This window comes from Pantoea sp. JKS000250, assembly GCF_003201065.1.
GTDB lineage: Bacteria > Pseudomonadota > Gammaproteobacteria > Enterobacterales > Enterobacteriaceae > Pantoea > Pantoea vagans.
This window is the reverse complement of the sequence record NZ_QICZ01000001.1, coordinates 2,269,894-2,287,570: the sequence shown is the minus strand read 5'-3', so window position 1 is coordinate 2,287,570 and position 17,677 is coordinate 2,269,894. Positions and strand designations below refer to the sequence as shown.

The following is a 17,677-nucleotide window of genomic DNA, read 5'->3' as shown; positions in this document are numbered from 1 at the left end:
CAGGACTGCTATTTTGCAAGGCTTCGCAATGGAGCCAATAAAGAAGAACGATAAAATGCAGATTAACAGACGGAGTTTTTTCAAAATCTGTGCTGGCGGGCTGGCAGGCACCAGCGCGGCATTACTCGGTTTTGCCCCCACCACAGCGTTAGCCAGCGTCAGAGAATTCAAACTCATTCGTGCCAGAGAAACACGCAATAACTGCACCTACTGTTCAGTCGGTTGCGGCATGCTGATTTACAGCCTGGGCGATGGCGCAAAAAATGTCCGTGCCTCGATTTACCATATCGAAGGCGATCCTGACCATCCGGTCAGTCGCGGATCGCTCTGCCCGAAAGGCGCAGGCGTGCTCGACTTTATTCACAGCGAACAACGTCTGAAATACCCGGAATACCGCGCTCCGGGTTCCGATAAATGGCAGCGCATCAGCTGGGATGAGGCGTTTGACCGCATTGCCCGTCTGATGAAGCAGGATCGCGATGCTCATTTCCAGACCACAAACGCCGCTGGCGTGACGGTAAACCGCTGGCCGACCACGTCGATGCTATGCTCTTCTGCCGCCAGTAATGAGACCGGCCTGCTCGATCAGAAATTTGCCCGCGCGCTGGGTATTCTGGCGCTGGAAAACCAGGCGCGCCTGTGTCACGGCCCGACCGTAGCGGCGCTGGCCCCGAGCTTTGGTCGCGGTGCGATGACCAACAACTGGAATGACATCAAAAACGCCAACGTGGTGATGATCATGGGCGGCAACCCCGCCGAGGCGCATCCGGTTGGCTTTAAATGGGTGATTGAAGCCAAGATCCATAATAATGCACAGGTTATCGTGGTCGATCCGCGCTTTAACCGATCTGCAGCGGTCGCCGACTTCTATGCACCCCTGCGAGCAGGCAGCGACGTGGTGTTCCTGATGGGGGTGATCAACTATCTGCTGCAGCACAATCAGATTCAGCAGGAGTATGTTCGCGCCTTTACCAACGCAGCGCTGATTGTCAGCGGAGGCTTCAGCTTCAGCGACGGTTTGTTCAGCGGCTACGATGCGGAAACCCGTCAGTACGATCGCCAGAGCTGGCACTATGAGCTGGATGAAAACGGCCATGCGCGACGCGATGAGAGCTTCAGCCATCCACGCTGTGTACTGAACCTGCTGAAAACCCACGCCAGCCGTTACACCCCGGAAATGGTGACGCGGATGTGCGGCACTTCGCAGGACGCCTTTATTACGGTGTGCGAGCAACTCGCCTCCACCTGCGTGCCCAATCGCACCGCAACTATCCTCTATGCGCTGGGCTGGACCCACCACACCAACGGTTCGCAGATTATCCGCACGGCGGCGATGATCCAGCTGCTGCTGGGCAACATCGGTATGCCGGGTGGCGGTATCAATGCGCTGCGCGGTCACTCCAACGTACAGGGTTACACCGACCTCGGGCTGCTGGCGCAGAGCCTGCCGGGCTATCTGCCGCTGCCGTCCGAGAAGATGACCACGCTGGCGACTTACCTGCAACAGGCCACGCCGGTGGCGGCGCTGCCGGACCAGGTCAACTACTGGCAGAACACCGACAAGTTTTTCGTCAGCCTGATGAAGAGTTTCTATGGTGATAACGCCACGGCGGAGAATCAGTGGGGCTACGACTGGCTGCCGAAGTGGGACAAGGCCTATGACTGCATGGCGCAGGCGGAGATGATGGAGCAGGGTGCGCTGAACGGCTGCCTGATCCAGGGCTTCAACCTGCTGGCCGCCTTCCCGGACAAAAACAAAGCGGTGCGGGCCCTTTCCCGCCTCAAATATATGGTGGTGATCGATCCGCTGCGTACCGAAACCGCCAGCTTCTGGCAGCATCATGACGCGTTCAACGACGTCGATCCGTCGGCCATTCAGACCGAAGTGTTCCGCCTGCCCTCCTCCTGCTTCGCGGAAGAGTCGGGATCGGTGGCGAACTCGTCGCGCTGGCTGCAGTGGCACTGGGCAGCCGCCGAGCCACCTGCTGAAGCGCTGCACGACGGTAAAATCCTCGGCAACCTGTTTATGCGTCTGCGCGCGCTCTACCGCCTTGAAGGCGGTGCAGCCCCTGAGCCGCTGATGGCGATGCGCTGGGACTACCACGACCCGTTCAATCCTGAGCCGGAAGAGGTGGCGAAGGAGAACAACGGGCAGGCGCTGGCCGACATTTATGACGCCAGCGGCAAACTGCTGCTGAAAAAAGGTCAGCAGCTCAACGGCTTCTCTGAGCTGCGTAACGATGGCACCACCGCCAGCTCCTGCTGGATCTACAGCGGCAGCTGGACGCCGGAAGGCAACCAGATGGCACGACGCGACAACGCCGATCCGTCGGGACTGGGGGCCGTCTCAGGCTGGGCCTGGGCCTGGCCCGCTAACCGCCGCATTCTTTATAACCGTGCCTCCGCGGATGCACAGGGTAAAGCCTGGGATCCGCAGCGCCGCCTGATTGAATGGAATGGCACACGCTGGCACGGCATCGACGTACCGGATTACCCGGTGACGCTGTCGCCGCAGAAGCAGGCCGGTCCGTTTATCATGCAGCCCGATGGTCTAGGCCACCTGTTTGCACTCGATAAAATGGCCGACGGCCCGTTCCCTGAGCATTACGAACCGATGGAAAGTCCGCTCGCCGACAATCCCCTGCATCCGCAGCAGCGTCACAGTCCGGTGGTCCGTCTGTTCAGTAGCGACGCCGCGCAGCTGGGTGAGGCCGCCGACTATCCCTGCGTCGCCACCACCTACTCCATCACCGAGCTGTTCCGTCACTGGACCAAACATGCCCTGCTGAATGCAATCGCGCAGCCGGAGCAGTTTGTCGAGATCGGCACTGAGCTGGCAGAGGAGAAAGGCATTCAGGCCGGAGACAGCGTCAAAGTCACGTCACGTCGAGGCTATATCAAAGCCAAAGCAGTGGTCACACGTCGTCTGCAGCGTCTGATGATTGACGGCAGGCCGGTTGATACCGTGGGCATTCCCTGTCACTGGGGCTTTGAAGGCACCACGCGTAAAGGTTTCCTCGCCAATACGCTGACGCCTTCGGTTGGCGACGCCAACTCGCAGACCCCGGAGTACAAGGGATTTTTAGTGAAAGTTGAAAAAGCGTAACGGCAGATGACTATGGCTTATCAATCACAAGATATTATCCGTCGCTCTGCGACCAATGGCTTTACCCCACCGCCGCAGGCGCGCGATCACCAGCGCGAAGTGGCGAAACTTATCGATGTCACCACCTGTATCGGCTGCAAAGGCTGCCAGGTCGCCTGCTCTGAGTGGAACGACATCCGCGATGAGGTCGGCCACAACATCGGGGTTTATGACAATCCCACCGACCTGACCGCCAAATCCTGGACGGTGATGCGCTTTTCCGAAGTCGAAGAGAACGGCAAGCTGGCCTGGCTGATTCGCAAAGATGGCTGCATGCACTGCGCCGATCCAGGCTGCCTGAAAGCCTGCCCGTCGGCAGGCGCCATCATTCAGTATGCCAACGGCATCGTCGATTTTCAGTCGGAGCAGTGCATCGGCTGCGGCTACTGCATCGCGGGATGCCCGTTCAACGTGCCACGGCTGAATAAAGAGGATAACCGCGCCTACAAATGCACCCTGTGCGTGGATCGCGTCAGCGTCGGTCAGGAACCCGCCTGTGTGAAGACCTGCCCGACCGGTGCCATTCATTTCGGCAGCAAAAGCGACATGCTGACGCTGGCGGAGGAACGTGTGGCGGAGCTGAAGTCACGCGGGTTTGCGCAGGCTGGCCTCTACAACCCGGAAGGCGTGGGCGGCACCCACGTGATGTATGTGCTGCATCATGCGGACAAGCCTCAGCTCTATCACGGCCTGCCTGCGAATCCGGGCATCAGCCCGACCGTGACCTTCTGGAAGGGGATCTGGAAACCGCTGGCAGCGGTCAGTTTTGCCGCGACGTTTGCCGCCTCAATCTTCCACTATGTTGGCGTTGGCCCGAATCGCGTCACTGAAGAGCACGACGAAAACGACGATCAGCCTGAGGAGCATCAATAATGAAGAAACCCGATCATCTGGTGCGCTATCGCGCACCTGAACGCATCAATCACTGGATCGTCGCGATTTGCTTTGTCATGGCCGCGTTAAGCGGATTAGGGTTTTTCTTTCCGTCGTTTAACTGGCTGATGCAGATCTTTGGCACGCCACAACTGGCGCGTATTCTGCATCCTTTTGTCGGCGTGGTGATGTTTGTCGCTTTTATGCTGATGTTTTTACGTTACTGGAAACACAACCTGATTAATCGCGATGACCTTTACTGGGCCAGAAATATTCACCGGATTGCGCTGAACGAAGAGGTCGGTGATACCGGTAAATATAACTTTGGTCAGAAGTGTGTGTTCTGGGCTGCTATCATCAGCTTAGTATTGCTGCTTGCCAGCGGCATTGTGATCTGGCGACCATACTTTGCTGATGCCTTTGTCATTCCGCTGATTCGTCTGGCGCTGGTTGTGCATTCGGTGTCGGCGGTGGCGCTGATCATCGTCATTATGGTGCATATTTATGCTGCATTGTGGGTCAAAGGCACACTGACCGCGATGGTGGAAGGCTGGGTCAGCGCCGAATGGGCCAGACAGCATCATCCTCGATGGTACCGTGAGCAGCGTAATCCGCCAATAAAACAGGAAAAACGCCCCTGATGAGTATTCGCATAATCCCGCAGGACCAGCTGGAGAACGGCGAAAAGACAACGGCGGAGATGATTCCGCCGTTACTTTTTCCACGGCTGAAAAATTTATACAGCCGTCGTGGCGCGCGACTGCGCGACCTGGCGGCGAAAAATCCACTCGGCGACTATCTGCGCTTTGCGGCGGTGATCGCTGAAGCACAGGAGATTGTGCTGTATGACCATCCGCTGCACATCGACCTGCATGCCCGACTGACGCAGAGCGCCAGCGAGGGCAAGCCGCCGCTGAACATCCATACCCTGCCGCGCGATGCACACTGGCAACGGCTGTTGCACTCGCTGATTGCCGAGCTGAAGCCGGAGATGAGCGGTCAGGCACTGGCAGTGCTGGAGAATCTGGAGAAGGCGTCAGCCACCGAGCTGGAAACCCTGGCCAGCGCGCTGTTTACCGGCGAATATGCCCAAGTCAGCAGCGATAAAGCCCCCTTTATCTGGGCGGCGCTTTCGCTCTACTGGGCGCAGATGGCGGCCCTGATCCCGGGCAAAGCACGCGCGGAGATGGGCGATCAGCGCCAGTTCTGTCCGGTCTGCGCCAGCATGCCGGTCGCCAGCGTAGTGCATATGGGCAGTCATGAAGGTGCGCGCTATCTGCACTGCAATCTGTGCGAAAGTGAATGGCACGTGGTGCGCAGCAAATGTACCCAGTGCGAACAGTCCCGCGATCTGCATTACTGGTCGCTCGACAGCGAGCATGCGGCGGTGAAGGCAGAGAGCTGCGGCGACTGCGGCACCTACCTGAAGATGCTCTATCAGGAGAAAGATCCGGCTATTGAACCGGTGGCCGATGACCTGGCGTCGCTGATACTCGATGCAAAAATGGAGCAGGAAGGCTTCGCACGCAGCAGTCTCAATCCCTTTATGTTTCCTGGCGAATAGTCACTGAATCCGGAGAACCCGATGAAACTGATTGGCAGCTATACCAGCCCGTTTGTGCGTAAGATTTCGATTATCATGCTGGAAAAAGGCATTACGTTTGAATTCGTTAACGCATCGCCTTACAGCGATGACAGCCACGTGCCGCACTACAATCCGCTGGGCAAAGTCCCGGCGCTGGTCGCTGACGATAAGCAAATCTGGTTCGACTCCAGCATCATCGCCGAATTTCTGGAACTGCGCGGCGCAGAGCCCGCTCTGCTGCCTGCCGATCCGCTTGAGTCACTTAACATTCGTCAGCTGGAGAAGCTGGCGGATGGCGTTTGTGATGCCGCACTGGTGATCGTGCGTGAGCAGATGCGTCCGGGAGATTTGCAGTCGGAAGAGGTGCTGTTGCGTAATCGTGAAAAAATTCAGCGCAGTCTCGATATGCTGGAAGCCGTGGCCGCAGAGGGCAAATGGCTTAACAACGGCCAGCTCAATCTGGCGGATATCGCCACCGGCTGCATGATCGGCTACCTCAATTTCCGCCGCGTGGTACCCAACTGGTGTGTCGAACGACCGGCGCTGGTGAAGCTGGCGGAAACGCTGTTTGAGCGCGAGAGCTTTGCGCGGACGACGCCGCCTGCGGCGTGATGGGTGCGGTGGCTGGGGCTGATGATTTCATCGGCCTCCTCAGCGCACCGCTCTCTCTGCCGTAGCTCATGATCCAGACAATCTGATGCAGGCTGAAGTGGCTGACTATCTTTGATAGCGGCCCGATATTTTTCGGGATGTATGCAGTATACGCAGGATGCGAACCGCATCTGTTTCAGCTACATAGATGATGATGAACGGTAAGCGTGGCACCACCAGTTTAAGCTGTTTTTCTGTTCCGACTTTAGTGCCAGCCCGCGGGTTTTCGCTAAGCAGACTGGCCAACCGGGTAAACTTATCGTCTGTTGCACTGGCTACCTGCAGGCCAGCCTCACGATACAGATAACGAAATATTGTTTCCCTGTCCGCCTGCGCCTGTTTTTCCCATTGAACGGCTGCTATCACAATTTTCCCTGCGCGGCCTGCGCTTTAAGCTCTTCCATGCGGGTATCCATTTCATCGTTACTGATGAATTCACTTTCACCGGCATCATAACGACTGAATGCAGCCGCTATCTGCTCTTCCAGCCATGCATCATGTTTACTGTCCTGATAGTGCCGCTCTTCAGCAGCCAGCTCTTCCGCTCGCTGACGCATAACTTCAGTCAGCGTCTTCTTCTGGCGCTCGGCTGCCTGCATGGCAAGTCGTTTAACGTCGTCATCAATTCTGAAATGGATAGTGCTCATAGCCTGACTCTCGCGTGGTGTCGTTTGTGGTGTCATCATGCCTGTCATCCCTTTCTCTGTCATCTCCATTTCACTCTTATGCGATGCCGGAAATCGCCACGCTAATAGAACTAAATAGCCGATTACGGATGCTGAAGAGCATATTGGGAAGAGGATGCAAACGAAATGGTAAACGGAAAAACAATCTGTTTTTCAGAGACGCCTCGCAATCTATTACTTAGCTTTCAGCGAGTTTACAAAGCGGACGATGTATATTTGAACAGGAGAAAACAGGAAAGGAAGCGCGTAACGAGAGATTATTAGCGCGGGCTGAAGGTGGTGGAACACCAGCAGCCCGCTGACCACAACTAACTAGGTAGGAGTTAATTATGGCTGGAAAAGATTCTACGTCAGAACCCGCTATACCCCAAACACGCAAAAGCATCGTTGGTTACCGCCCTAACGGCGGCAGACCGAACCCCTTGCCGCAACTGACCATTAAAGGACGATGGCTGGAACAGTGGGGATTTATTAAAGGCCAGCCGGTCAGCATCATTGCCGAACAGGGTCAGCTGATTATCAGCCCGACTAATAAAGGGTAAGAGACTGACTTATAATGCAAAATCCCGACAATAAGGTCGGGATTCGTTTAACTTAGATTATTTTTCTTTTCTTCATAATCCTGTAAGTATTTTTCAATAGGATACGCCGTTCCAAATTCATGTATTTCACCTGTATCCTTATCAACCATAAATGGCGAGTTGAGCAGTAAACTCCCCCGTTTCAAGATATTCTCGAGATTCAAAAACAAAAAACCATCCTTCAGAAAAACGTCCCTGAAGGGTAATAACAACAGGAATATCTGTATTTTTTAGATATTCTGTCGCTTTTTCTATAGCCTCTCCAAAATTGACCATTGATTTGCCCTCAATAATTGGAACGATCTAATGATAGAACTCGATCGCCCCGACTGGCTGCTCTGACATTTCAGGCAGTTTCGTCTCCGGACAGGTCATTTTCATACTCCTGGCCGCCATGCCATATGCCTAATACTGTTACTTCTTTATCAGAGAGCATGAAGGCGATTATTGTCCGCCTGCGGTAATTTGTGATTCTCAGTCCTGGCAGAAGATCATCACGACAGTTTCCTCTCTGTGGAAACTGTGAAAGAGACTCACAATAACTGATGATGTTTTCTGTAAAGTTCAGAGCGGTATAGGGTGTTGCCTCTTGCAAGATATAACGGTAAAGCTCTGCCAGTTGTTCCTGCGCTTCCGGTGCAAAGGCCACCCTGTAAACCATCACTCCTCCCCGGTCACCTTCCTGTGTTCTGCTTTAAGCCTGTTTCTGAGGTCGTTAGCGCTCAGGCTTTCTGTTTCACCACGTTGAAGCGCTTCCCAGGCAGGCACTACCTTTTCATTCAGCCATTGCTCCACGGCATGATCCCTGGCCATAAGCGCACGCAGACCTTCACGGATGACTTCGCTCTCCGACGCATATTCGCCGCTGGCAACACGTGCCTTTACCTGCGCTGCCATTTCATTTGGCAGTGTGATACTCATCTGCTGTGTTGTTCTCATGGATAACCTCTTTCCTTTGCCTGATAGGATTTAATCATACTGACCTTTCTGGCAACTGTCAGTTTCACACTCTGCGGCGTCACTCTCTCCTGAGAATTGGGTACTTACAGAAGTGGTTGCGGATATCCCTGGTTTTTATCATTGCAATAGCAAATCTTACCAGCGGTTCAGCCACGGTCATTACCGGATAGGGTAAAACCATACAGATTAGAGAGGAATTCAGGGATCTTCAGCACAACTGAAACGCAGGCAATCCACTTCATCTGCAGTCGTCAGCCAGAGCTGAGCATTAAGACAGGTGCTTTGAGTAAACACGCTATCGGGAGGCCCTCCCGGCCTGAAAAATCCCATAAAAAAAGGGACGATTGCTCGTCCCTTTTTCGCACTACGCTCAGAGGATTACTGCAGCAGCGAGATATCCGCGACCTGCAGGAACAGCTCACGCAGTTTTGACAGCAGCGTCAGGCGATTGACCCGCACTGCCTGATCGTCGGCGTTCACCATCACTTTGTCGAAGAAGTTGTCTACCGCGGTACGCAGCTGGGCCAGTTCGACCAGCGCATCCTGATAGCGGCCTTCAGCAAAGTAAGGTTGCAGCTTGCTGCTCAGTGCGGTGACAAAGGTCGCCAGCTGGATCTCTTCGTTCTCTTTCAGCAGCGATGCCTGCACGCTTTCATTCAGCGTTTCGGTCGACTTTGCCAGTATGTTAGAGACGCGCTTGTTCGCCGCTGCCAGCGCTGCAGCGGCTTCCAGCGTACGGAAGTGCGACACTGCTTTCATACGTGCATCAAAGTCAGCCGGACGGGTCGGACGACGCGCCAGAACTGCCTGCAGCGTATCGATGCTGTGACCCTCTTCCTGATACCAGGTGCGGAAGCGACCCAGCATAAAGTCGATCACATCATCCACCACGCGAGCGTTGCTCAGCTTGCTGCCATACAGACGTACCGCTTCTTCGGTCAACGTTTGCAGGTCGAGCGGCAGGTTCTTCTCAACGATGATACGCAGCACGCCCAGCGCCGCACGACGCAGTGCGAACGGATCTTTGTCGCCTTTCGGATGCTGACCAATGCCGAAAATACCGGCCAGCGTATCCATTTTATCGGCAATCGCCAGCGCACAGGCAACCGGACTGGATGGCAGATCGTCACCGGCAAAGCGCGGCTGATACTGCTCGTTCAGCGCAACCGCCACATCTTCGGCTTCGCCGTCGTGACGCGCATAGTGCATGCCCATCACGCCCTGGGTGTCGGTGAACTCGAAGACCATGTTGGTCATCAGGTCACACTTCGACAGCAGGCCCGCGCGGGTAGCGTGATTCACATCGGCGCCAATTTCACCGGCAATCCAGCCCGCCAGGGTCTGAATGCGATCGGTTTTATCGCGCAGCGTGCCCAGCTCTTTCTGGAACAGCACCGTCTCCAGACGCGGCAGATTATCTTCCAGACGTTTTTTGCGGTCGGTGTTAAAGAAGAACTCCGCATCGGCCAGGCGTGGACGTACCACTTTCTCGTTGCCGGAGATAATCTGGCGCGGATCGCTGGATTCGATGTTGGTGACGAAAATGAAGTTCGGCATCAGGTTGCCGTCATTGTCGTAAACCGGGAAATATTTCTGATCGCCTTTCATGGTGTAGACCAGCGCTTCCGCAGGCACCTTGAGGAATTTCTCTTCAAAGGTCGCGGTCAGGACGACCGGCCACTCCACCAGCGACGTCACCTCTTCCAGCAGGCTGTCGCTGATATCGGCGTTACCGCCTAAGCGACGTGCGGCCGCTTCGGCATCAGCTTTAATCATCGCTTTGCGGACCTGATAGTCGGCAATGACCTGGCCGCGTTTTTCCAGCACATCCGGGTACTGATCGGCGTTGTCGAGCGTGATTTCGCTTTCACCCATAAAGCGGTGACCACGAATAACGCGATCTGACTTAATGCCCAGAATGGTGCCAGGAATCAGCTCATCGCCCAGCAGCATCGTCACGGTGTGAACCGGACGGACGAATTGCACATCGCTGTCGCCCCAGCGCATCAGTTTTGGCACGGGCAGCTTGCTGAGTGCGGTCGCAATCATCGCCGGCAGTAGTGCCTGAGCCGCTTCGCCTTTGACCTGGGCGCGATAAACCAGCCATTCGCCTTTATCGGTGGCGAGGCGTTCAGCCTGATCGACCGTAATGCCGTTGCCCCGCGCCCAGCCTTCTGCGGCTTTGGTGGCGTTGCCGTCAGCGTCAAACGCCGCAGCGACCGCCGGACCGCGCTTCTCCACTTCCCGATCGGGTTGTGAGGCGCTCAGGTTTGCGACTTTCAGCGCCAGACGACGCGGCGCAGCAAACCAGCTGACCTCGCCGTGGCTCAGGTTGGCGGCATCAAGTTCAGCGGTAACCTGCGCGGCAAAGGCTTCTGCCAGGCTGCGCAGGGCTTTTGGTGGCAGCTCTTCGGTGCCGATCTCCACCAGGAAAGTTTGTTCAGTCATGGCTGCCTCTTACTTTTTGTTATTGCACATCGGGAAGCCCATTGCCTCGCGAGAGGCGTAGTAAGCTTCAGCCACGGCTTTGGTCAGGGTACGAATGCGCAGAATATAGCGCTGACGCTCTGTTACCGAGATCGCTTTGCGGGCATCCAGCAGGTTGAAGCTGTGTGCCGCTTTCAGAATGCGTTCGTAGGCGGGCAGTGGCAGCGGTTTTTCCAGCGCCAGCAGATGCTGCGCCTCTTTCTCGTACTGCTCGAAGCAGGTAAAGAGGAAATCGACGTCGGCGTATTCGAAGTTATAGGTGGATTGCTCCACTTCGTTCTGATGGAACACGTCGCCGTAGGTAGTTTTGCCCAGCGGGCCATCGCTCCAGACCAGATCGTAAACGCTGTCGACGCCCTGAATGTACATCGCCAGACGCTCCAGACCGTAGGTGATCTCACCCGTTACCGGCTTACACTCCAGGCCGCCAACCTGCTGGAAGTAGGTGAACTGCGTTACTTCCATGCCGTTGAGCCACACTTCCCATCCGAGTCCCCAGGCACCCAGCGTCGGGTTTTCCCAGTTATCTTCTACGAAGCGAATGTCATGCACCGTCGGATCCATACCCAGCTCTTTCAGCGAGCCAAGGTAGAGCTCCTGAATGTTGTCCGGTGACGGTTTGATGATTACCTGGAACTGGTAATAGTGTTGAAGACGGTTCGGGTTTTCACCGTAGCGGCCATCGGTAGGACGGCGTGATGGCTGCACGTAAGCGGCAGCGATCGGCTCCGGGCCGAGTGCACGCAGGCAGGTCATCGGGTGTGAAGTGCCAGCGCCCACTTCCATGTCCAGCGGTTGGACAATGGTGCAGCCCTGACGCGCCCAGTAATCCTGCAAGGTCAGGATCAGCCCCTGAAAGGTTTTGGTATCAAACTTTTGCATGTTAAGTGTGCACGCGCTTCGGTTAGATTAAAAAAAGAGGCCGACAGTATACCCTTTGACCGCGCGATGTGCAGCCGTAAATCCCGGACGGTTCCAGCGCGTTTTCACGGTAATTTCGGGGGCCGGCATACAGATGGCTCTGAATCCTGCTGGCGGCAGTTGTTGCTCTGGTCGCATTTGACTACCCTTTTGCGCACGGAGCTATGCGCAAGAGGACGCCATGCCGCAAAAGATTTACTGGATCGACAATTTACGCGCGGTTGCCTGCCTGATGGTGATCGTGATTCACACTACTACCTGGTATATCACCGGACCGATGGCGGTAACGGGTACCACCTGGGATGTGGCGAATCTGCTGAACTCCGCATCACGTGTCTGTGTTCCGCTGTTCTTTATGATCTCCGGCTATCTGTTCTTCGGCGAACGTAGCGCCCAGCCGCGCCATATGCTCCGGCTGGTGCTCTGCCTGCTATTTTACAGCGCGGTCTCGCTGGCCTATATCACCTGGCTGACGCCGATCAGCGAAGGACGTTCGATCCTGAAGATGCTGCAGAAGCCGGTGTTTTATCACCTCTGGTTCTTCTTTGCGTTGATTGGCATCTATCTGATGTCGCCGCTGATTCAGGTGAAAACCGTGCAGGCGCGCTACGTGGCGATGCTGGTGCTGGTGCTGGCGGTGCTCGCTAACCCCAATACGGTCAGCCAGTCGCTGGGCCCGTTTCATTTTCTGCCGGTGAATCTCTATGTCAGCGGCGACAGCATCTACTACCTGCTCTATGCGCTGCTGGGACGGGCTATCGGCAGCATGGAGACCAGCCGCCGCGGCCTGACGCCGCTGGCGGCCGGGCTGTTTATCGCCTGCGTAATTGGCATTACGCTGGGGACGAAAAAGGCGCTGATCGTCAATGGCGCGTTTAACGATACCTGGTATCTCTACTGCGGACCGCTGGTGTTTATCGCGGCCATCAGCCTGCTGATCGTGTTTAAAAACAGCCTGAATCAGCGCACGCTGCCCGGTTTTACGGTGATTGCACGCTATTCACTGCCGATCTACGGCTTTCACGCGCTGTTTATTCACTATCTGCGTACGCATCACTACGATGATATGTCGCGGCCGTGGCTCGATCTGCCCTGGGTGTTCGGGCTGACGCTGGGCGGCAGTCTGCTGCTGGGGATGGCGCTGAAACGTGTCGATACCCGTCACTTCGTCAGTTGATCGGTTTCCCGCTGGCGGGCGCGTCGCAGCTGGCGCGCCGATGAAAATCCCGCCGCCAGCGCCGCTTTTTCGGCCGATTCCCCCTGCTGCTGACGCTGGCGCGCCACGCCAACCCGCAGCTGCTCATGGTATTCCCGCACGCTGATCCCCAGATGCTGACGAAACAGCCGCGCCAGATGGCGGCTGCTGACGTGGGTGCGCCCTGCCAGCTCGGTCAGCGTCCAGCCATGTTCAGGATGGGCAATCATCAGATCCTGTGCCCGATGAATGGCCGGATGCATATGATTGCGGTAACGCAGCCAGGGTGAAAGCTGCGGATCGTCCCCGGCGCGGCGGAACCAGACCACCATTTCCCGCGCCACCGCCAGCGCAGTCGGCGTATCGCAGAGCTGCTTCACCAGATGCAGCGCCAGATCGATGCCCGCCGTGATGCCCGCGCTGGTCCAGATATTCTCATGCCCGACAAACACCCGATTCTCCTGCACCCGTGCGCGCGGGGCGGCTGCTTTCAGGCGGGCGATCACATCATGATGGGTGGTGCAGGGCACGTCATCCAGCATGCCTGCCTGCGCCGCCAGCAGTGCCCCCGAGCAGACGCAGACCAGCATAAAGGTCTGCGCGCGCAACGCGGCGTGCTGGCGCATCAGCCAGTCGCGTGCTTCTGCGGCTTGCTGAGTGGAATAACAGATCTGCGAGTCAAAGACGCCCGGCACCACCAGCAGGCTCCCGGCGGGCAACTGTTCCGGTAAAGGTTTGATGCCGCCAATGGTCATGCCGGTGGAGCAGACCACCTCCGGCTGCGGGCCAATGTAGCGCAGCGTAAAGCGATCGCCCGCCAGCCTCAGCGTCTCGGCAGGGCCGGTCAGATCCAGCGCCATGACACCGGGCAGAGTTAAAAACCAGACGGTATGCGTCATGCTGGCTCGCTACACCAGATCCCAGCCGCGGGCACGCCACAACGCAGGCAGCTGCGCCATGTCGTCGAAGCGCGTCACCAGCGGATGATCCAGTTCAGGGTTGTGCGGGTCAGCGCAGTAGTAGTAGACCGGAATGCCGGCGGCGATACCGGCGCGGGCACCCGCTTCGGAGTCATCCACCAGAATGCAGCGCTCAATCGGCACCTGCATCTGTTCCGCCGCGTGATACATCAGTTCCGGATCGGGCTTCCAGTGCAGAATGTCATAGCCGCTATAAAGGTGCTCCTCAAACAGCGGCAGCATGCCGGTTAAGCCCAGCGAGTGCTGCATCTTTTTTACCGTCCCGTTTGAGACCACGCACATCGGCACTTTGATCTGCTCAACCAGCGCTTTTGCGCCTGAGATCGGCTGCAGTTGCTGATCAAACAGTCGCGCGACTTCCGCGCGATAGGCGGTTTCCACCTCTTCCATCGGCAACGTCACCTGATGTGCATCACCCACGTCACGAATGATGTCGTAGAGTTTGACGCCCTTATACTTTTCAAACATCTGCTGCAGCGACAGCTCGAGACCATAACGGGCAAAGGTGTTGGCGTAGGCCTGGGTGCAGAGCAACTCACTGTCCACCAGCGTGCCATCGCAATCAAAAAAGACGCATTCAACTGACATCAGACTCTATCCTTCGATTCAGGGGGGTGCTCCACACTCTACCGCACTCAGCGCAGATTGCGAGACTGGCAATCGGTTGCGAAAAATCATTGTATTGCCCCGGTAAAATCGCCAGGATACGCGCCGATGATTTTTTCTTCTGGATGGATGGCATGAGCAAGCAAGGCGTTTTGCAGCGCATCTTCAGGCTGCAGGAACATGGCACCACGGTGCGCACCGAAGTGATCGCGGGTATCACCACCTTTCTGACGATGGTCTATATCGTCTTCGTCAACCCGCAGATCCTCGGCGTCGCCGGCATGGATACCCAGGCGGTATTTGTGACCACCTGTCTGATTGCCGCCTTCGGCAGCATTCTGATGGGGCTGTTTGCCAATCTGCCGGTGGCGCTGGCCCCCGCAATGGGCCTGAACGCCTTCTTCGCTTTTGTGGTGGTCGGGGCGATGGGCTATTCGTGGCAGGTCGGTATGGGCGCGATCTTCTGGGGCGCGGTCGGCCTGCTGATCCTGACGCTGCTGCGGGTTCGCTACTGGATGATTGCCAATATCCCGCTGAGCCTGCGCGTTGGCATTACCGCCGGTATCGGTCTGTTTATCGCCATGATGGGGCTGAAGAACGCCGGTATTATCGTGCCGAATCCCGATACCCTGGTGGCGGTAGGCAACCTGACCTCGCACAGCGTGCTGCTGGGTGCGCTGGGCTTCTTTATTATCGCCATTCTGGCATCACGTAATATCCACGCGGCGGTGCTGATCTCAATGGTGATCACCACCGGTATTGGCTGGATGCTGGGCGACGTGAAGTTTGTTGGCCTGTTATCAGCGCCGCCGTCGATTACGTCGGTAGTGGGTCAGGTTGATATCAAAGGCGCGTTTAACATTGGCATGGCAGGCGTGATTTTCTCGTTTATGCTGGTCAACCTGTTCGATTCGTCCGGCACGCTGATCGGCGTCACCGACAAAGCGGGACTGACCGATGAAACCGGCACCTTCCCGCGGATGCAGCAGGCGCTTTATGTCGACAGCATCAGTTCGGTGAGTGGCGCGCTGGCGGGCACCTCATCGGTGACCGCCTATATCGAGAGCACTTCGGGCGTGGCGATTGGTGGCCGTACCGGCCTGATGGCTGTGGTGACCGGCCTGCTGTTCCTGCTGGTGACCTTCCTGTCACCGCTGGCCGCGATGGTGCCCTCCTACGCTGCCGCGGGTGCGCTGATTTATGTGGGCGTGTTAATGACCGCCAGCCTGTCGCGCGTGCGCTGGGACGATCTGACCGAAGCGGTTCCGGCGTTTGTGACCGCCGCCATGATGCCCTTCAGCTTTTCCATCACCGAAGGGATTGCGCTGGGGTTCATTGCTTACTGTGTCATGAAGCTGGGTACCGGCCGCTGGCGTGAGATCAGCCCCTGCGTGGTGATTGTTGCGCTGCTGTTTGTGCTGAAGATTGTCTTTATCGACGCGCACTAAGCGCAGTCAGAGCCGCAACCCACCGGTTGCGGCTTTTTACATTTCAGGATGCAGATTGCGCTCGCTGGGCAGACTGGTCAGCCGCAGGGCATGAGGCCCGATGTTGGGCTTACCCATCTCAATTTCACGTAATGCACGCCATTCAAAGTCGTTATCCATCTCCCACAGGTACAGCCGCTGCGTCGCAGACGACAGCGCACACGACCAGACCAGCATGGGTTCCGCATCACACACCACCTGAATGTCGGGATAGAGTGACGATCGCAGCCGACCGGCACCCGGCAGCAGGCGCAGCGAATCCAGTCCCCGATCGCCTTCTCCCGTCAGCTTGAGAATGCTCTGGCGTAACGTCCAGATCTGCGTCACCGCTTCCATGGCATCCTGCTGGGCATTAATCCAGGCGATTTCGCCCGACGTTAATCCCTGAATCAGCTGCGCCTGCGTCTGACGGCTCCGCGCATGCACAATCTCCATATCCAGACCGGCACGTCCACCCTCTTCAGCCAGCAGTACACCCACCGTATTGCCCGCATAGGCAATGCTGAAATCGGGCAGATCGCTGTCAGCAAACACGGGACGTCCGTTGCTCTGGATAATCAGGCGTGGCAGCTCTTGAATACCATAAACGCGCAGCATCAGCTGTGCCAGCAGGGTTCGCGCGGCAAGGAAACGTCCACGGCGTTTGTCAGCGAACTGCTGTGCCGTGTCGGTAATCGCCTGGGGAATGCACATCTCTTTAGCCGGGAAGCCGGGATCGCCCGTCCAGCGTACAAAATGACCAGCCATCTGTCGCTCCGTGAAAATGGTCAGATAATCATCAGAAACATTGTAGGAATTTTCCTACCTTATTGCACTCAGCAACAGCACAGATTGGGTTAAATTCAGAATAGGATGATCAGGCAGCACAGGCTGGCGGGAATGGACCAGAGTTACGCGCCGCGAACCGAATCGCGACGCGGGCCGCATCAGGCGAAGCGGCTTGCCTGCTCAAAGCTCAGACGCGGCAGGCGCGGATGCAGTTTTGATGCCTCACCGTAACCGAGGTTAATCAGCAGGTTAACCTGATACTGGCCGTCGGGGAAAAAGGCATCATTGACTTTGGCCGGATCGAAACCGGACATCGGACCGGCATCCAGACCCAGCGAACGGGCTGCCAGGATCAGGTAACCCGCCTGCAGGCTGCTGTTACGGAAAGCCGTCTCTTTCGCTGCTTCCGGGCTGCCGGTAAACCAGCTGCGCGCATCTGCATGCGGGAACAGCGCAGGCAGCTGCTCATAGAACTCACGGTCCCAGGCCACGATCACCGTAACCGGCGCGCTCATGGTTTTGTCCAGATTGCCGGACGAGAGGGCCGGTTTCAGCTTCTCTTTGCCTTCCGCTGAGGTGACGAAAACAAAACGCGCAGGCAAGCAGTTCGCCGAGGTCGGCCCCAGCGCCGTTAACGTATAGAGCTGTTCCAGCAGGGCGTTATCGACCGGCTTATCCTGCCAGTAACTGTGGGTGCGGGCGTCATTAAACAGCGTATCCAGTGCGGCAGTGTCGAGCGGTGTACTCATGCA

General features: G+C 56.8%; 18 protein-coding genes and 1 pseudogene. 8 read left to right on the top strand and 11 right to left on the bottom strand.

Features of this window, described 5'->3' with window-relative positions; genetic code table 11:
• Positions 1–55 precede the first annotated feature (55 nt).
• The 5 genes from fdnG to BY447_RS10945 are packed head-to-tail and all read left to right on the top strand — an operon-like array spanning position 56 to position 6,215.
• Entirely contained in the window at positions 56–3,106 is a 3,051-nt protein-coding gene (fdnG, locus tag BY447_RS10965) for a formate dehydrogenase-N subunit alpha (protein ID WP_110331131.1), read from the top strand.
• Positions 3,107–3,118: 12 nt separating this feature from the next.
• Positions 3,119–4,018, top strand: coding sequence for a formate dehydrogenase subunit beta (fdxH, locus tag BY447_RS10960; RefSeq protein ID WP_110331130.1), 900 nt, complete (start codon positions 3,119–3,121; stop codon positions 4,016–4,018).
• A complete protein-coding gene (fdoI, locus tag BY447_RS10955; RefSeq protein ID WP_013359617.1) occupies positions 4,018–4,659 on the top strand; it encodes a formate dehydrogenase cytochrome b556 subunit in 642 nt (213 codons plus the stop codon). The genes fdxH and fdoI overlap by 1 nt, the downstream gene beginning before the upstream one ends.
• Complete coding sequence (gene fdhE / locus BY447_RS10950; protein WP_110331129.1) at positions 4,659–5,582, top strand: formate dehydrogenase accessory protein FdhE; 924 nt, start codon at positions 4,659–4,661, stop codon at positions 5,580–5,582. Before fdoI ends, fdhE begins: the two co-directional genes overlap by 1 nt.
• A 21-nt stretch (positions 5,583–5,603) precedes the next feature.
• Complete coding sequence (locus BY447_RS10945; RefSeq protein WP_110331128.1) at positions 5,604–6,215, top strand: glutathione S-transferase; 612 nt, start codon at positions 5,604–5,606, stop codon at positions 6,213–6,215.
• Positions 6,216–6,320: 105 nt separating this feature from the next.
• Here the strand turns inward: BY447_RS10945 and BY447_RS10940 are convergent, their stop codons facing one another.
• The gene (locus BY447_RS10940; protein WP_110331127.1) at positions 6,321–6,620 is read right to left on the bottom strand and encodes a type II toxin-antitoxin system RelE/ParE family toxin; all 300 of its coding nucleotides are present in this window, start codon (positions 6,618–6,620) and stop codon (positions 6,321–6,323) included.
• Positions 6,617–6,901, bottom strand: a complete 285-nt coding sequence (locus BY447_RS10935; protein WP_033784384.1) for a damage-inducible protein J — start codon at positions 6,899–6,901, stop codon at positions 6,617–6,619. Before BY447_RS10935 ends, BY447_RS10940 begins: the two co-directional genes overlap by 4 nt.
• Positions 6,902–7,269: 368 nt before the next feature.
• Between BY447_RS10935 and BY447_RS10930 the strand changes: the two genes are divergently transcribed.
• Positions 7,270–7,482: a SymE family type I addiction module toxin gene (locus BY447_RS10930; RefSeq protein ID WP_110331126.1), complete on the top strand. Its 213-nt coding sequence runs from the start codon at positions 7,270–7,272 to the stop codon at positions 7,480–7,482.
• A gap of 47 nt (positions 7,483–7,529) precedes the next feature.
• On the opposite strand, the pseudogene BY447_RS10925 reads toward BY447_RS10930, so the two are convergent.
• From BY447_RS10925 to glyQ, 5 genes and pseudogenes are all read right to left on the bottom strand, one after another.
• Positions 7,530–7,797, bottom strand: a pseudogene (locus BY447_RS10925) (YrhB domain-containing protein).
• Between the two features lie 70 nt (positions 7,798–7,867).
• Positions 7,868–8,182, bottom strand: coding sequence for a type II toxin-antitoxin system RelE/ParE family toxin (locus tag BY447_RS10920; RefSeq protein ID WP_110331125.1), 315 nt, complete (start codon positions 8,180–8,182; stop codon positions 7,868–7,870).
• A complete protein-coding gene (locus tag BY447_RS10915; protein WP_033784381.1) occupies positions 8,182–8,460 on the bottom strand; it encodes a type II toxin-antitoxin system ParD family antitoxin in 279 nt (92 codons plus the stop codon). The genes BY447_RS10920 and BY447_RS10915 overlap by 1 nt, the downstream gene beginning before the upstream one ends.
• Positions 8,461–8,859: 399 nt before the next feature.
• Entirely contained in the window at positions 8,860–10,929 is a 2,070-nt protein-coding gene (gene glyS, locus BY447_RS10910) for a glycine--tRNA ligase subunit beta (protein WP_033784380.1), read from the bottom strand.
• Between the two features lie 9 nt (positions 10,930–10,938).
• Entirely contained in the window at positions 10,939–11,850 is a 912-nt protein-coding gene (glyQ, locus tag BY447_RS10905; protein WP_003849680.1) for a glycine--tRNA ligase subunit alpha, read from the bottom strand.
• A gap of 220 nt (positions 11,851–12,070) precedes the next feature.
• On the opposite strand from glyQ, the gene BY447_RS10900 reads away from it, so the two are divergent.
• Positions 12,071–13,066 (top strand): acyltransferase, encoded by a 996-nt coding sequence (locus BY447_RS10900; protein WP_110331124.1) that lies wholly within the window; start codon positions 12,071–12,073, stop codon positions 13,064–13,066.
• Here the strand turns inward: BY447_RS10900 and BY447_RS10895 are convergent.
• Together BY447_RS10895 and yieH are read right to left on the bottom strand one after the other, a co-directional pair.
• Positions 13,051–13,983, bottom strand: coding sequence for a GlxA family transcriptional regulator (locus BY447_RS10895; RefSeq protein WP_033784377.1), 933 nt, complete (start codon positions 13,981–13,983; stop codon positions 13,051–13,053). The genes BY447_RS10900 and BY447_RS10895 overlap by 16 nt on opposite strands.
• Before the next feature lie 9 nt (positions 13,984–13,992).
• Positions 13,993–14,652: a 6-phosphogluconate phosphatase gene (gene yieH, locus BY447_RS10890; protein WP_110331123.1), complete on the bottom strand. Its 660-nt coding sequence runs from the start codon at positions 14,650–14,652 to the stop codon at positions 13,993–13,995.
• A gap of 152 nt (positions 14,653–14,804) precedes the next feature.
• On the opposite strand from yieH, the gene BY447_RS10885 reads away from it, so the two are divergent.
• The gene (locus BY447_RS10885; RefSeq protein ID WP_110331122.1) at positions 14,805–16,118 is read left to right on the top strand and encodes an NCS2 family permease; all 1,314 of its coding nucleotides are present in this window, start codon (positions 14,805–14,807) and stop codon (positions 16,116–16,118) included.
• A gap of 36 nt (positions 16,119–16,154) precedes the next feature.
• Here the strand turns inward: BY447_RS10885 and BY447_RS10880 are convergent, their stop codons facing one another.
• Together BY447_RS10880 and BY447_RS10875 are read right to left on the bottom strand one after the other, a co-directional pair.
• A complete protein-coding gene (locus BY447_RS10880; protein ID WP_013359609.1) occupies positions 16,155–16,904 on the bottom strand; it encodes a 4'-phosphopantetheinyl transferase family protein in 750 nt (249 codons plus the stop codon).
• Between the two features lie 179 nt (positions 16,905–17,083).
• On the bottom strand, positions 17,084–17,674 hold the full coding sequence (locus BY447_RS10875) for a malonic semialdehyde reductase (RefSeq protein ID WP_033784376.1): 591 nt from the start codon (positions 17,672–17,674) through the stop codon (positions 17,084–17,086).
• Between the last annotated feature and the right edge of the window lie 3 nt (positions 17,675–17,677).

Coding starts and splice junctions, on each gene's coding strand:
- fdnG (WP_110331131.1), top strand. CDS start 56: ATGCAGATTAACAGACGGAGTTTTTTCAAAATCTGTGCTGGCGGGCTG.
- fdxH (WP_110331130.1), top strand. CDS start 3,119: ATGGCTTATCAATCACAAGATATTATCCGTCGCTCTGCGACCAATGGC.
- fdoI (WP_013359617.1), top strand. CDS start 4,018: ATGAAGAAACCCGATCATCTGGTGCGCTATCGCGCACCTGAACGCATC.
- fdhE (WP_110331129.1), top strand. CDS start 4,659: ATGAGTATTCGCATAATCCCGCAGGACCAGCTGGAGAACGGCGAAAAG.
- BY447_RS10945 (WP_110331128.1), top strand. CDS start 5,604: ATGAAACTGATTGGCAGCTATACCAGCCCGTTTGTGCGTAAGATTTCG.
- BY447_RS10935 (WP_033784384.1), bottom strand. CDS start 6,901: ATGAGCACTATCCATTTCAGAATTGATGACGACGTTAAACGACTTGCC.
- BY447_RS10930 (WP_110331126.1), top strand. CDS start 7,270: ATGGCTGGAAAAGATTCTACGTCAGAACCCGCTATACCCCAAACACGC.
- BY447_RS10920 (WP_110331125.1), bottom strand. CDS start 8,182: ATGGTTTACAGGGTGGCCTTTGCACCGGAAGCGCAGGAACAACTGGCA.
- BY447_RS10915 (WP_033784381.1), bottom strand. CDS start 8,460: ATGAGAACAACACAGCAGATGAGTATCACACTGCCAAATGAAATGGCA.
- glyS (WP_033784380.1), bottom strand. CDS start 10,929: ATGACTGAACAAACTTTCCTGGTGGAGATCGGCACCGAAGAGCTGCCA.
- glyQ (WP_003849680.1), bottom strand. CDS start 11,850: ATGCAAAAGTTTGATACCAAAACCTTTCAGGGGCTGATCCTGACCTTG.
- BY447_RS10900 (WP_110331124.1), top strand. CDS start 12,071: ATGCCGCAAAAGATTTACTGGATCGACAATTTACGCGCGGTTGCCTGC.
- BY447_RS10895 (WP_033784377.1), bottom strand. CDS start 13,983: ATGACGCATACCGTCTGGTTTTTAACTCTGCCCGGTGTCATGGCGCTG.
- yieH (WP_110331123.1), bottom strand. CDS start 14,652: ATGTCAGTTGAATGCGTCTTTTTTGATTGCGATGGCACGCTGGTGGAC.
- BY447_RS10885 (WP_110331122.1), top strand. CDS start 14,805: ATGAGCAAGCAAGGCGTTTTGCAGCGCATCTTCAGGCTGCAGGAACAT.
- BY447_RS10880 (WP_013359609.1), bottom strand. CDS start 16,904: ATGGCTGGTCATTTTGTACGCTGGACGGGCGATCCCGGCTTCCCGGCT.
- BY447_RS10875 (WP_033784376.1), bottom strand. CDS start 17,674: ATGAGTACACCGCTCGACACTGCCGCACTGGATACGCTGTTTAATGAC.